We start from the raw sequence: 13,606 nt of genomic DNA on the forward strand, positions 1-13,606 counted from the left end.
GCGGGATGGCATCCAGGAGGTCCCGGCTGGTCCAGCGCAGGGAGGCTGTCGGCCACACCCAGGAATCCCTGGCTGAAGCCCTCGATGTGGACCGCACGACCGTGGGGCGATGGGAGAGCGGTAGGGGTGCCCCGCAGCCCTGGATGCGGCCGAAGCTCGCCCGGGCCCTGGAACTCTCGGTCGACCAGTTGGCCGACCTGCTGGCAGCACCCTCTGCAGCCGCCGAAGCAGTTCCACCGCCCAGCAGCGTCGGCGACGCCTTGCCTCCTGTGCCTGCCCAGCGCACGGACCACGACAACGATCTCGTAGTGGCCGTGGCAGCCGACTCGGCAGAGTCCGCGCTCTTCCTTCGCTTCGCGAGCGCGTCCAACGTGGACGACACTCTGCTCGAACAGATCGATGCGGACATTGCGAGGCTGGCAGGGGACTACGTGAGCAAGCCGGTGTCCCAGCTCTTCCACGACATCGGAACCCGCCGGCGAGGAGTGTTCGACTTACTCCGAGGCCGCCAACACCCCTACCAGACAAGCCATCTCTACCTGCAAGCCGGACGCCTCTGCGGCCTGGCCACCCATGTCGCCCTCGACCTCGGCCAGTACGCAGCTGCGGCTACGCATTCGCGGACGGCCTGGCGTTGCGCGGAGTCAGCTGGCCACAACGGTCTCCGGGCCTGGATCCGATCTGTCCAGTCCCTGATCGCCTACTGGCAGCAGGACCATCGCCAAGCCGCCGAGCTGGCCAGAGCCGGACTGCCGTACGCGGACAGCGGAACGATCGCCGCTCGTCTGCTCAGCCTTGAAGCACGGGCCACCGCCGCGCTCGGCGACAGCGCGAGCGCGCTACGAGCCGTGGAAGCGGCCGCGGCGGCGCGGAGCGCCGTAGCCGCCGTGGATCTACCCGGCGTGTTCACGTTTCCCGAGGCCAAGCAGTGGACCTACGCCGGCACCGCCCTCCTCGCCCTGGGCAGCCAGCGTCACGTGAACCGCGCCATCGAGGCGTCCTCCAGGGCCATCGCCATGTACGAGTGCGCGCCGCAGCAGGAACAGTCCTCCGGCGACCTGCTGGCCGCCCGCCTTGACCTCGCCAACGCCCACCTCGCCCACGGCGACCTCGACGGCGTGCAGGAGAAGCTCTCGGTGGTGCTGGACGCCGCACCGGACCGGCGAACAGCGAGCATCTCCAGCCGCCTTCGGGCGCTGAGCACTCGTCTCGCCGAGCCCGCCTATGCAGGCTCCCCAATGGTCCTGAGTCTCCGTGAGAATGTCAGGGAAGCCTGCTCTCGACCCGCACTCACGAACCCTCCGGAGCTGCCACAGTGACGAGCAACACCGCACAGCAGGACGCCGCAGTCGCCGACAAGTCCATCCTCGCGAACAGCGCCTACGCCGACGGACGCCACCTGGCCGCCCGCCAGTCGATCTACCGGTGGCAGCAGCCGCGGTACGACCTGCCCGGGATCGTCGTCGAAGAGCTGGCTGGCACAAGCGGGATCGTCCTCGATGTCGGCTGCGGCAACGGCAAGTTCGTCAGGCGCCTGCACACGGATCGCCCGGATCTCCAGGTCGTCGGGATGGACATCTCAGGGGGCATCCTCGCCGATGTCCCGAAGCCGGTCCTGGTGGCCGATGCCCAGGCCCTGCCCTTCGCCGACAACAGCGTCGACGCCGTGCTGGCCCTGCACATGCTGTACCACGTCGGCGACATCGCGGCCACGATCGAGGGGTTGGCCCGCGTCCTCCGGCCTGGCGGCGTGCTCCTCGCCTCGACCAACAGCGACACCGACAAGCGGGAGCTGGACCAGCTCTGGGCCAAGGCTGCAGGAGACATCCTCGGGATTCCGGAGGGGCCGGCACGGGTCTCCCTCAGCTCCCGCTTCTCCCTAGAGAAGGCCCGCAGCTACCTCGGGACGGCGTTCAAGGACCTTCGGGTCCGGGAACTGCCCGGCACCATCGAGATCACCGACCCCGCGCCAATCGTTGCCCACCTAGCCTCCTACGAGGCGTGGGCCGACCAGTGCGGCGTCCCATTCCACGAGACCGTCAGCCGGGCAGCCGCGAGCGCTGCTGCCATCATCGAGGCCGAGGGGTCATTCAAGATCACATGCCTGGGCGGCATTCTGGTGTGCCGAATATAGGGCTGCAGAGTTTCACCTTTATCGCCGGTCAGGTAGCCAGTCACGGCGGCTAGTATTCCAGCGAGAGTTCCCCGTATGCCCTGGCCAATGGCCTGGTAGCGGGGTGCAGTGAGGGCTTCAGCGGGGGTATGGCGGTCGGCGCAGATGTCATACGAACGAGTTCCCACGCCGCATGTCTACTGTAACAGCGGAGCGTTGACCACGTCAGGATGGGGGTGCGTGGACGCAGGACCGCGACCGGGGCTAGCTGCCAGCAGACAGCGAACCTCGACCGGCGTGAGGTCAACGAGCTCGGGCGTATCTAGCCCCCCATTCCTTTCCCGTATTCCTGGACGGCTAGGAACGCGCGGTCGAATAGGGCAATGGCGATGCGCTCAGCTATGCGCTCGCGAGGTTCCTCCTGCTGGCGAGGGGATCAAATTTGACTCAAGCTTCACCAGGTTTGCCTGAAATTCAGAAACCCAAGACAAGGTTTCCTGCTCAATCATTAGATTGAATATGTCAACGAACCTGAGAATCTCGCTGAACGCCTGCTCGAAGATCTCGTCCGATTGCCCTTTAATTGAAAATTCCCGCTCCACGCGCACCCACGATACCTGAAAATTCATCAATTGCCTACTCAATGCCGTAGCTACAGAGAGGTATCTGGTCCAAGCGGAGGAGAATCCAAAGGCCTTATCAAGAGCCACACAACCTGCCCCTAGGCCGAGCAGGGCGTATCCCCAGATAGCCGTCAGCGTCCATCCTAGTCCAACAGACACAACAGGCATGACCGTCCCCAAAACGGCAAGAATAACAGCGAGAAAACGCAGTGAGCGTGACCACTTGGCCTTAGAGGTCTTTTCAGATATATACCAACTAATTGTCTCGATCGCAGCACCCTCCACCCACTTGAAAAGCGCCCTAAGTGCAATTCTTGGATCATCCTCCCATGAGATTTGAGGTATCGACAGCGAATGGAGGTTACCATCCTCGACGATGCGCCCTATAGATTCATCCATGCGCCTATCCATTGGAATAACCGCATCTAAAGGTAGGAGTCGTCAACTGCATTCCTATTCCATCTGCGAGTATCAAAGTATGCAATATCTGACGACTCCGCAATGGAGGAGAATTCGTCAATATCAACAAGTTCGGCCAGCCCAGATCGGCGGGCTGTAGACTTCAGTTCGCCTATCTCATGGTTGCGACTGCGCGAATGCGTTGCAGATGCGATCAACCAGGACAAAGCCATCAGCCGGTCGTCATATGGAGAGATATCTTCTTCGCCATCCAGAATCCTGTCAACCATAGGCGCCCAAGGATGATTGGGCAGGAGGTATCGAATGTTCCCAGCCACCACTCCAAAGTAGTCGGAAAGTCCGCTGATGGTCACATCTCCGATCGGAATTCTGACCAGATTGCTCTTCGCGCTAGACCGGTATGATCTAGCATCGTTTGTCAGTAGAAACCGAAGATTGGTCTCCGTCAAATCGCTGCCGGACCATCGCGGATCTTGGGTAGTCTTGATCCACTTAAAGTCACAGCGCCGATGACTTACCGAGCCGTGAACCTCGGCTATTTGCCACGAAGAGTAAAAGAAGTCGTCCACCACGCCGCGGCTGCCGAGCCTGGTGCACAGCAGAGGGATATTTTCCGGAATTCCTGAATCATGACCGCCAAGCTCCTTCAAGAGGGATGTGCGTGAAGCTGTGCTCGGAAGTTCGCGAAGCAGATACTCGATGTGTTCAGCCGCTGCGCTTTCCATCGTATAGATGGTCTCAAATTGATCTAGATGCTTGGCGGAAGCTTGGCGCCGCTCGTCCGATTCTTCCAAAACAAACAGTGGAATATCCTTCATGCTTTCACGCAAAGCAGCAGCTGATTTCGGTGGCGCATTATCACGCATGAGCGGCGTGGCCAAAAAAGCAGCTTCGCCGGTTGCCCATGTGAGAGAATATGAGCGCTCCGTCTGCAGCAGATTTACTTCTTCGGTGATGTGCCCGCAATAGGCGCTGTAAATGCGCTCTAGCAGGACTTTATACTCGTGGCTTGAGTCCAGTGCCGAGCGAGCAACGTTCGTTCGAGGCGCACTGGGTCCGTAGGCATTGACAAAAGCCCAGATGCCACCCGAGGACTGAAATCCTGGCGCTGTTGCTTCGACTCGAATCCCTTCGACGCAGGTGCCTGCCTGGCCCCCGCGCCGTTGAACGTAGGGGTCGCGTTGAGGGCGGAGAAGAAATCCCCATTCCTTGAAGTAGTTATTCCATCCCACTGCATAGGCTATCGAGAGCCCATCGGAATCTCTTTCGACAATGCGAACCTTTTGCCCATTAAGGTCTTCCGACAGATATCCAGACTCCAAGAGCGATGATCGAAGTGCATCGCCAACAGATTTAAAGCCGATATTTTCCGGTTCTTTCCGGTCAATTACAACATCAACGTTGCAACGAGGAACTACGATCCAGCCCTTCGCGATCCTCAGCACATCATCGACTTTAGCGCTGGGGCGAACGGTTAGCCGTACGAGGGTTCCATGCGGGAGAATCTCCCGTGGAACATCTTGGGACTTGTTGAGAAGTCGGACCAGGTACTTTCCATGGACAGAGCGCAGAGAGAGTTGCCTTGCATCTTTTTCATCCGGATGACAGGTGATAATTTCGACGTTATCGGCGACCATGAAGGTAGACAGGACGCCAATACCAAATCGACTGATTGGATGGAAGTTCGGGTGGCTCTTTCGAAATTGGGGATCTTGGTAGCGACTAGACCCCGCGCGAAGGAGATTATTTTCAATAATTTCCTGAGTCATGCCAGATCCATTATCCAAAACCTCAAGGGTCCGGGCCTCTGAATCCCAGGAAATTTGCACCTTCCCATCAAGCTCGGAGCGGTCTCCATGCTGCAATCGAATCGCGTCGATGGAATTCTGGAGAAGTTCTCGGACGACCACACTTGGGTCATTGTAGAGCGTGTGACCGGTGAGAAGGTCGAGCACCTTAGCTTGGTCGAGTTTGAAGCCAAAGGTCTCGGTCAAGAACCCCTTTGCTTCGACCTTTGCGGTATCTACATGCTTCCAAGGAAAGGTGAGTTTTGTGCCAAGGGTCTGATTAGATCGAGAGATCCACTCGTTGCTTTTCCTGAGCTGGGCTTCTGCGTAAGATAGGTAAGAGGTGAGCCCGAAGAATCCATTTCCCTCTGTGAATCGAGCGTGAACCGAGATAGTGTCCCGATGTGCAGCTTCACTGAGGTTGCCTTCGCTATCCGTGCCCCATTTCGGCTTCACTGCTCGAACCGCGGATTGCTTGGCCCACTCATCCTGACTGATCGGGTCAGTCGGATTGAGAACGCGGAAAGCGATGGAGGGGACTCGATCCTGAGTGATGTGCAACAAGTCGATGGTCCGCAGCAGTACTGCCGAGTACTGGACATTTGCAGACTCTTGCTCGTTTTGTCCGTAAAACTGAGCTACCGGATACTTGTGTTCATCATAGAGGTCATCCAGGTGGTGACTCTCACATACTTTGGCTAGGTCATCGCGGAAGATATCGGTTACCGGGGATAGGATGCGCTGTACTTCCTCCCGCATGCCATCGGTAACTCCGACCTGGCGATTCTCCTCCCCCTCGATCCAGTTCTTCACGCGAGTGGCATGGTGGTGGCGAACAAACTCTTGATACAGAAATCGTTCGCGATCGTCTGCGCCTAGATGGGTCAACCTGGCTGCATAATCTTTTCCGCTGTCGTCCTGTGTTAGGAGAACCTCGTCACGGAATCGCTCAAACCCCGACTCACTTCTGCGTGCATATTCGTCCTTTGTGACGAGCATTCCGAGGTCATGGAAATAGGTTGCTAGGACGATAAGCAGCCAGTCTGCCGATGTCATCAATTCCCGACAGTGTGGCGGGATTAGCCAGTCAAGCTTCTCTAGCATTGCATCGATATGGCTGATATCGTGCTTGGTGTATTCGTCGAAGAAGCCGTAGGATCCAATCCGACTCAGGAGCTCTTGCAAGTCTCGACGTGTGGCGATAAGGCTTATGCCGCCAAATGCCTGGTACTGGCTGGCGCTTTGCGCCTTTCGCTCAGCAAGTGACGGTAGAGGCTCGGGCACTGGATCTCCGGAGGCGATGTGAGCCGAGGCGGACAGCCGTGATGCTAGCCCAACGTTGCTGTTGGCGTTGGTACCTTTCCGATACTGATACCTGATCAAGGAGCTTGCATCGATGGTTGATTGACGTCGAGACGTACGGCAGTAAGTGCTGGGTGATCGGCTGGAAGCGGGCCACGATCGTTGTGATCCTGGCGGTGCACACGTCGGTGCGGCCATAGCCGGGTTCAAATGCGTGAGCGATGCGTGAGCGGATGGGGTGGCCGGCACTGCTCCGAGCTGGATCACTCAACCTTCCGCGTGGCGCTGACCTGCAGGTTCAGCGCCACGCGGCGTCAGACGTCACGTCCCGTCATGATCCGGGTTCGTCTTGTAAAGCGGGGGTCGTCGGTTCGAACCCGACAGGGGGCTCCGCGCGCGAAGGGCCGGCTCGATTCCGATCGAGCCGGCCCTTCGTCGTCGGTGGAGGTGGGGCGGTCAGTCCGGCGGGAGGGTGAGGGTGGCGAGGGCGCCGCCGGCGGGGTGGTTGGTGAAGGTGAGGGTGGCGCCGATGACGCGGGCGTGGCCGGTGGCGATGGTGAGGCCGAGGCCGTGGCCGCGTCCGCGTTCCGGCGCGTTGGTGCGGAAGCGCTGGGGCCCGTGGTGGAGGAGGTCGTCGGGGTAGCCGGGGCCGTGGTCGCGGACGGTGATGCGGCGGCCGTCTACGTGGAGCTCGACCGGGCCGGCGCCGTGGCGGTGGGCGTTGAGGATCAGGTTGCCGAGGATGCGGTCCAGGCGGCGCAGGTCGGTGCGGACCTCGCGGTCGGCGGTGATCCCGACGGAGACGTCGAGGCCGGTGAGGTTGACGGTGCGGCGCACCGCGCGTTCCAGCGGGACGGCGGAGAGGTCGGGGGACTCGGCGTCGGCGTCCAGGCGGGAGACCTCCAGGAGGTCCTCGACCAGGCCGCGCAGGGCCTGGACCCGGTTCTGCACCAGCTGGGTGGGGCGGCCGGGCGGCAGCAGTTCGGCGGCGGTGACCAGGCCGGTGAGCGGGGTGCGCAGTTCGTGGGCGACGTCGGCGGTGAAGCGCTGCTCGTCCTCCAACCGACGGTGCAGGGTGCGGGACATCAGGTCCACGGCGGCGGCGAGGTCGGCCACCTCGTCCCGGCCGTCGACGAGTTCGCCGATCCGGGTGTCCGTGCCGCCGGCCGCGATGCCCCGGGCGGCGGTGGCCGCGGTGCGCAGCCGGCGGCTGATCCGGTCCGCGACCAGGACGCCGGCCAGCACGGTCGTGAAGACCGCGGCGACGACGGTGATCAGGATGATCCGGTCGAGGTCGGCGATCGACCGGCGGTCCTGGGTGAAGTCGACCCGGGCGGAGAGCACCCCGCTCTGGACCGGGGCGGCCGCCCACATCGACTCGCCCTGGCCGCCGGTGGCGAGCAGCGAGCCCTGTCGGCCGCCGGCGGCGAGGTCGCGTAGCCGGGTGGGCAGGGCCGGGTCGTCCAGGGTGACGCCGGGGCCGGCCACCTCGCCGCTGCGGCCGTAGCCGGTCAGGGCCGAGTCGAGCGCGGTGAGGGCGGAGGAGCGGGCCTGGTCGACGTGCTGACGGATCATCGCCTGGTGGACCAGCAGGCCGACGGCCACCGCGACCAGGACGGAGATGGCGGCGACGGCGGTGGCGATCTGGCGACGCAGGGTCATGCCGGGCGCCGCAGCTTGTAGCCGAACCCGCGGACGGTCTCGATCCGGCCCGAGCCGATCTTGGCGCGCAGCCGCTGCACATGGACGTCCACCACCCGGGTGTCGGCGCCCCACTCGTAGTCCCAGACGCGTTCGAGCAGGGTGGAGCGCTCCAGGACGATGCCGGGCGCGGCGGTGAACTCCAGTAGCAGCCGCAGCTCGGTGGGGGTGAGCGGGACGAGCCGGCCGTCCACCCGCACCTCCATGCTGTCGGTGTCCACCTGCAGGCCGTCGAAGCTGCGGAGCGCGGTGGGGGTGACGGGGACCTCGACGGCGGGGGAGCCGACGGCGGGGCCGTCGACCGGGACGGAGGAGCCGACCGGAGCGGGGGCGTCCTCAGCGGCGGCGGCCGTCGGCGCCACCCGGATCCGGCGCAGCACCGTACGGATCCGGGCGACCAGGACGGCGCTCTCGAAGGGCTTGACCACGTAGTCGTCCGCGCCCGCCTCCAGCCCGGACACCACGTCCACCGGGTCGGTGCGCGCCGACATCATCAGGATCGGCAGCTGGCTCTCCTCGCGGATCCGGCGGCAGAGGCCGACCCCGTCGAGCAGCGGGAGCATGACGTCCAGCAGCAGCAGGTCGGGTCGGACGGCGTGGAAGGCCTCCAGCCCCTCCAGGCCGTCGGCGGCGGTGGTGACCGGGAAGCCGTAGCGCTCCAGGGCCATCCGGGTGGCCTCCCGGATCACCTCGTCGTCCTCGACGAGCAGGATGTGCGGCTGGGCGGGGGTGGCTGCGGGGGTCATCGCTTCGCTTCCGGGAGCACGGCGGGGACGGAGGGCTGGGGGGTCGGTCGGACGGGGCGTGCGGACGGGGCGACCGCGCCCGCACCGGGGACCGGTTGCGGCCCGGTGGAGGGGTGCTTCGGAACGGGCACGCGTTCGGTGCTGCCGCCGGCCCCGGTGGCGGCCGGCGGGTCGGTGCCCGGGTCGGTGGGCTGGAGCAGGCCGATGCCGTCCACCCGCTTCTCGACCAGGGCGAGCCTGACCCCGTCCCACTGGTAGTGGCTGGTGGTCCGGGTGGTGACGGTGGTCGGCTCGTACAGCCACAGGTCGGAGCCGATCGTCGCGGCGCTGAACTCCTGCTGGACCTGTACCCGCAGGATCGGCAGGACGCGGCCGCCGGCGAGGGTGTAGACGTGCAGCACGACCGGTCCGGGTGTGGTGACGGCGGCGATCAGCTCGGGCAGCCCGTCGCCGGTGAGGTCGCGGAACTCGGGGGCCCGCACCGCGCATTCGGCGCAGGAGTCGAGCGCGTGCCGCTCCTCCCCGCCCACCGCCGGGTCCTTGGCCAGGAGGGTGCGGACGTCGACCGCGGTGAGGTCGTGCCCGGGGACGGCCAGGTCGGGTACGGGCTGGGGCGGTGCCTGGGTGGCGGACCCGCTCGCGGTTGTGGCCGGCGGCGGTGCGGTGGCCAGTCCGGGCCAGAGCGGCCTGGCCGACGCCGACGGGGTGACGGCCGGGTGCGGGCCCTCGTCCCGGAGGCCGCCGGGGTCGGGTCGGCCGAAGGCCAGGGCGGCGAGGGCGGTCAGGACGGCCAGGGCGACGAGGGCGACCGCGGGGACGGCGCCGGGGCGGCGGCGGAGCGGAGTCGGTGGTGCCACGGTCGGTGCTCGTCCTCCTGGTTCGCGGTGCGGTGCCGGGTCGTCGCCCTTCTGGCCGTCCTGCCCTCGTTGCGGTTCTGGCTGCGGTTCAGGTTCTGGTTCCGGTGGTAGGTCGCGCGGACGGTGATCGACGGTTCCGCCCCGGGACGGGGGGCCGGGCCGGGCCGGTACGGGGGACCGGGTCAGGCCGGGTCCGCCAGGACGATGATGTTGTCCGTCCAATGACCGTCCGAGCCGATCCGCCCGCCGCAGGTGATCAGCCGGAGCGTGGGCGCGGGGGTGTCGCCGTAGACGGTCTCGGTGGGGAAGTGGTCCTTGGCGGCCTGGAGCAGGGTGCGGACCTTGAAGTCCACGGTGCCGCCGTCGGCGCGCCGGACGCGGATCAGTGCGCCCGGGCGCAGTTCCGGCAGCCGTTGGAAGACCGCCGGGCCGTGCTTGGTGTCGAGGTGCCCGATCAGGACGGCGGGGCCGGTCTCGCCGGGGGTGGGGCCGTTGCGGTACCAGCCGACCTCGTCGGCCCGGTCGGCCGACGGCACCTGGACCGTGCCGTCGGCGTTCAGGCCGAGGTCGGTCACCTGGGCGTCCACGCTGAGCGAGGGGATCACCAGGCGGGTCGGCGGTGAGGCGGCGAGGGGCTGATCACCGGCGGTCGGCGCGCCGGCGGGTGCGGTGGGAGTAGTGGTCGCGGTGGCCGCCGGGTCGTGGCCGGAGGACTCGATCCGTACCACCGGGGTGTCCCGGCCGGACAGCGCGATCGAGGTGCCGAGCGCCAGGCAGAGCAGGCCGGCCGTGCCGAAGACAGTCCGGCTCAGGAAGCTCGGGCCGGGCCGGGCGGCGCGACGGCGCTCGGCCCGGCCCCCCGTCCTGCTGGTCCCCGCCGCCGGGGGCGCCCCGGCGCCGCTTCCCCGCCCGGCCGGGTGCGGAGGAAGGGCGCCGGGGTGCCCGGCGGACTCGGGACCGGTGTCAGCCGCGCGCACCGGAGCGGCGGCGCAGGAGGGCGAAGCCCAGGGCACCGGCGCCGACGGCGGCCACGCCGCCGCCGCCCGCCAGCATCAGGCCGCTGCCGTCGGTCGCGGCGGAGCCGTCCCCGGCCTGGGCGGCGCCCTTCGGCACCTCGCGGACCTGCGGCTTGGCGGGGACGGCTCCGACCGGGGCGGCGCCGGGGGAGCGCTGCGGGGCGGGCGCGGCGGCGGCCTCGGCGCCCGGCGCCTTCGTGGTCGGGTGGGCGGGCTCGGCGGGGCCGCCGACCGGTGCGGCGCCCTGCGGGGCCGGCTGGGCGGGCCTGGCCGGGGCGGCGCTGACCGGGGCCCCACCCGCCGCCGCGCCCGCCGGTGCCCCGTTGGCGGGGGCGGCGGCGGTGGGGGTCGGCTGCGGGGTCCCGTCGGCCCAGGCCTGCCCGCCGGTGACGGCGGTCATCAGCGCGGCCCCGGTGAGGGCGCAGACCGCCAGCATGCGACGGGCGGGCGAGCGGTCGGTGCGGGTCCTGCTCATACGGTGGTTCTCCTTCGTCTCTCTCGCGGGCGCGGTGTCGCGCGGACGCCCCCGGCCGGTGCGGCCGGTGCGTCGCCAGTGACGGTAGGAGTGCCGTGTCGCGGTCCCCGCCCGGCCACGTCACGGCCGTCCATCGGCTGGGTAACGGTCTCCGCGACACCCGGCACACGGGCTGATACACGCGCTGACACGCGCTGGTGACCGCCCTGGACCCGCCCTGGAACACAGGGTGGAACACGGGGTGGAGCACGGGATGGACCACCCGGGAGGCACCGCGGAACCGACGTACCCGACTCGCCCTGAGCACCCCCGCCCGCCCGTCCGTATCTCCCGGTGCAGGAGCAATCGAGAGAGAGGTGGCGGCGATGAGCATCCTCGCCAACCTCCTGCCGGCGATGCGGGGTTCGCGCCACGAGCGCGGGGACGACCGCGGGAACGACAGGGAGGACAGGGACTTCCACGACAGGACCGGCCACCGCCGTCGTCGGCGCCGCAACACCAGGCACGGGCGGTACTGACGGCTGATGGGCCGGTCATGACCCCGGGTCAGGACGAGCACGTGTGGTCGCTGTGGCGGCTGATGGCTGTGGACACGGGTGACGGCGACGGCCGGACCGATCCGGTCGTCGCCCCGGCCCCGGCCGTGTCGCTGCGGCGGATCTTCGTCCGGTTCTGGCCCTACACCCGCGGGGGACGGCGCTGGCTGGCCCTGCTGCTGGGGTTCGTCCTGCTCGGCCCGGTGGTCGACGCGGCCGCGATCTGGCTCTTCAAGGTCGTCGTCGACGAGGTGCTGGTGCCGCGCAGGCTCGGGCTGTTCCCGCCGGTCGCGCTCGGGTACGCCGGGCTGACCCTGCTGGCAGGCGGCTTGGGCTTCGCCGACGAGACGACCTCGGCCTGGGTCGGCGAGCGCTTCCTCCTCGCCCTGCGCGCGGACGTGTTCCGCCATCTGCAGGGCCTGCCGCTGGGCTTCTTCGAGCGGCGGCGGCTCGGCGACGTACTGTCGCGGCTGACCGCGGATGTCGAGGCGGTCGAGACCTTCCTGCTCTCGGGCGTCCTCGACGCGGTCGCGTACGTCACCGAACTGGCCGTCTTCCTGGGTGTGCTGTTCTACCTGCGCTGGGACCTCGCGCTGACCGCGCTGGTGGTCGCGCCGCTGTTCTGGATCACCGTGCGGCGCCTCTCGACGCGGGTGAGGGCGGCGTCCCGGGAACGGCGCCGCCGCAGCGGCTCGGTCAGCGCCCTCGCCGAGGAGACCCTGGGCAACATCGCGCTGGTGCAGGCGTACAACCGGCAGGACTGGGAGCAGGAACGGTTCCGCCGGGAGAACCTCGCGCGGTTCCGGGCGACCATGGCGGCGACCCGGCTGCGCGCCCTGTTCGAGCCGATCGGGGATCTGCTGGAGCTGGTCGGCGCGCTGATCGTGCTCGGGCTGGGCGCCTGGGAGTTGGTCCGCGGCCGCCTCACCCTCGGCGAACTCCTCGTCTTCGTCGCCCTGTTGAGCCGCCTCTACAGCCCGATCCAGGGGATCGGCCGGCTCGGCAACGGCGTCTACTCGGCCACGGCCGCCGCCGAGCGGATCATCGAACTGCTCGACCAGCAGCCGCAGGTGGCCGATCCGCCGACACCGCTGCGCCCCGCCCGGGTGCGCGGCGCGGTGGCCTTCGACGGGGTGTGGTTCCGCTACCCGGGCACCACCCGGGTGGCGCTGTACGACGTCTCCTTCCGCGCCGAGCCGGGCGAGACGGTGGCGCTGGTCGGGGAGAGCGGGGCGGGCAAGACGACGGTCGCCAAGCTGCTGCTGCGCTTCTACGACCCGGAGCGCGGCGCCCTCCGGCTGGACGGCATCGACCTGCGCGAACTGGCGCTGACCGATCTGCGCGAGCACATCGCGGTGCTGCTGCAGGAGACCCCGGTCATCCACGGCACCGTCCGGGAGAACATCGCCTACGGCCGGCCCGGGGCGACCGACGCGCAGATCACGGCCGCCGCCCGGGCAGCCGACGCGGACGGGTTCATCAGCCGGCTGCCGGAGGGCTACGACACCGTGGTGGGCCAGCACGGACGGCTGCTGTCCGGCGGGCAGCGCCGGCGGATCGCGATCGCCCGGGCGGTGATCCGGGACGCGCCGGTGCTGCTGCTCGACGAGCCGACCACCGGGCTGGACCCGGAGTCCGGGCGGCGGATCCTGGAGCCGCTGGGGCGGCTGATGAACGGGCGGACCACGATCATCATCTCGCACGACCTGCGCACCGTACGGAACGCCGATCGGATCGTCCTGCTGCGCGAGGGCCGCGTCGCCGCCTGCGGCAGCCACGCGGACCTGCTCGCCCACGACGACGGCTACGCCCGGCTCGACCGGGCCGCGACCCTGACCAAGGCCACCCGATGAACACCAGAGGCCCTGCGCGGCCCGCACCTCTGCTCGCCGAGGCGATCGACGCCGGCCTGCGCCTCGACCCGGCCGCCCGGCCGCCGCCGGACCGACTGGCGGTCGTGCTGGACGACTTGCTCCCGCGGGGTCGCCGGGCCGTGCCGCCGTCGTCCGGGGAGTGAGCGGAGCCGGCCC

Annotated in this window: 12 protein-coding genes; 5 read left to right on the forward strand and 7 right to left on the reverse strand. The window is 67.4% G+C overall.

From position 1 onward, the window contains the following. Positions 1-5: 5 nt before the first annotated feature. Positions 6-1,319 (forward strand): helix-turn-helix domain-containing protein, encoded by a 1,314-nt coding sequence (locus tag ACFVWU_RS11845; protein ID WP_387618432.1) that lies wholly within the window; start codon positions 6-8, stop codon positions 1,317-1,319. After that, the gene (locus tag ACFVWU_RS11850; protein ID WP_387618434.1) at positions 1,316-2,134 is read left to right on the forward strand and encodes a class I SAM-dependent methyltransferase; all 819 of its coding nucleotides are present in this window, start codon (positions 1,316-1,318) and stop codon (positions 2,132-2,134) included. Before ACFVWU_RS11845 ends, ACFVWU_RS11850 begins: the two co-directional genes overlap by 4 nt. 374 nt (positions 2,135-2,508) lie before the next feature. Here the strand turns inward: ACFVWU_RS11850 and ACFVWU_RS11855 are convergent, their stop codons facing one another. The 7 genes from ACFVWU_RS11855 to ACFVWU_RS11885 all read right to left on the reverse strand — a co-directional run bounded on the left by ACFVWU_RS11855 (position 2,509) and on the right by ACFVWU_RS11885 (position 11,040). Then, complete coding sequence (locus tag ACFVWU_RS11855; protein ID WP_387618436.1) at positions 2,509-3,135, reverse strand: DUF4231 domain-containing protein; 627 nt, start codon at positions 3,133-3,135, stop codon at positions 2,509-2,511. 26 nt (positions 3,136-3,161) lie between these two features. Then, the gene (locus ACFVWU_RS11860; protein WP_387618440.1) at positions 3,162-6,128 is read right to left on the reverse strand and encodes an ATP-binding protein; all 2,967 of its coding nucleotides are present in this window, start codon (positions 6,126-6,128) and stop codon (positions 3,162-3,164) included. A gap of 573 nt (positions 6,129-6,701) precedes the next feature. Next, positions 6,702-7,907: a sensor histidine kinase gene (locus ACFVWU_RS11865; protein WP_387618443.1), complete on the reverse strand. Its 1,206-nt coding sequence runs from the start codon at positions 7,905-7,907 to the stop codon at positions 6,702-6,704. Beyond that, entirely contained in the window at positions 7,904-8,692 is a 789-nt protein-coding gene (locus ACFVWU_RS11870) for a response regulator (RefSeq protein WP_387618445.1), read from the reverse strand. The genes ACFVWU_RS11865 and ACFVWU_RS11870 overlap by 4 nt, the downstream gene beginning before the upstream one ends. After that, positions 8,689-9,549 (reverse strand): hypothetical protein, encoded by an 861-nt coding sequence (locus tag ACFVWU_RS11875; RefSeq protein ID WP_387618448.1) that lies wholly within the window; start codon positions 9,547-9,549, stop codon positions 8,689-8,691. The genes ACFVWU_RS11870 and ACFVWU_RS11875 overlap by 4 nt, the downstream gene beginning before the upstream one ends. 182 nt (positions 9,550-9,731) lie before the next feature. After that, positions 9,732-10,526 (reverse strand): class F sortase, encoded by a 795-nt coding sequence (locus tag ACFVWU_RS11880; RefSeq protein ID WP_387618451.1) that lies wholly within the window; start codon positions 10,524-10,526, stop codon positions 9,732-9,734. Continuing rightward, positions 10,513-11,040: a hypothetical protein gene (locus ACFVWU_RS11885; RefSeq protein ID WP_387618454.1), complete on the reverse strand. Its 528-nt coding sequence runs from the start codon at positions 11,038-11,040 to the stop codon at positions 10,513-10,515. Before ACFVWU_RS11885 ends, ACFVWU_RS11880 begins: the two co-directional genes overlap by 14 nt. Positions 11,041-11,405: 365 nt before the next feature. Here ACFVWU_RS11885 and ACFVWU_RS11890 point away from each other — a divergent pair, with 365 nt between their 5' ends. Genes ACFVWU_RS11890 through ACFVWU_RS11900 form a run of 3 tightly spaced genes read left to right on the forward strand, consistent with a single transcriptional unit; the run spans position 11,406 to position 13,593 of the window. After that, complete coding sequence (locus tag ACFVWU_RS11890) at positions 11,406-11,558, forward strand: hypothetical protein (RefSeq protein WP_387618456.1); 153 nt, start codon at positions 11,406-11,408, stop codon at positions 11,556-11,558. Positions 11,559-11,575: 17 nt separating this feature from the next. Continuing rightward, positions 11,576-13,429: an ABC transporter ATP-binding protein gene (locus tag ACFVWU_RS11895; RefSeq protein WP_387618459.1), complete on the forward strand. Its 1,854-nt coding sequence runs from the start codon at positions 11,576-11,578 to the stop codon at positions 13,427-13,429. Then, positions 13,426-13,593, forward strand: a complete 168-nt coding sequence (locus tag ACFVWU_RS11900) for a hypothetical protein (RefSeq protein WP_387618462.1) — start codon at positions 13,426-13,428, stop codon at positions 13,591-13,593. Before ACFVWU_RS11895 ends, ACFVWU_RS11900 begins: the two co-directional genes overlap by 4 nt. Positions 13,594-13,606 lie beyond the last annotated feature (13 nt).

Source organism: Kitasatospora sp. NPDC058190 (assembly GCF_042883685.1).
Lineage (GTDB): Bacteria > Actinomycetota > Actinomycetes > Streptomycetales > Streptomycetaceae > Kitasatospora.